The following is a 270-nucleotide window of genomic DNA, read 5'->3' on the forward strand; positions in this document are numbered from 1 at the left end:
GGTCATGGGTATCGACCACATAGTCACCATAGTCCATATGCCCCGCCAAATGCAGCTGGCGAATGCTTTCGGGTGGCAGGTTGCGAATGAAGGTCCAGGCATCAAAACCATGGTTACGTGCGCTGACGTAGACGTTGTTGACGTCCAGCAGCAACTGGCAGCCGCTCAGGTGGGCCAAGGCGTTGAGGAACTCCCACTCGGTGAACTCATCCGCCTTGGAACGCACATAGCTGGAGACATTTTCCAGCACCAGCGGACGCTGCAACACGT

At 56.7% G+C, this 270-nt stretch carries 1 protein-coding gene; it reads right to left on the minus strand.

The features are described from left to right. On the minus strand, window positions 1–270 hold a 270-nt coding region (locus tag AAEY78_RS13280), incomplete at both ends, for a multinuclear nonheme iron-dependent oxidase (protein ID WP_352339771.1).

The organism is Psychrobacter sp. 16-MNA-CIBAN-0192 (assembly GCF_040309565.1).
Classification (GTDB): Bacteria; Pseudomonadota; Gammaproteobacteria; order Pseudomonadales; family Moraxellaceae; genus Psychrobacter.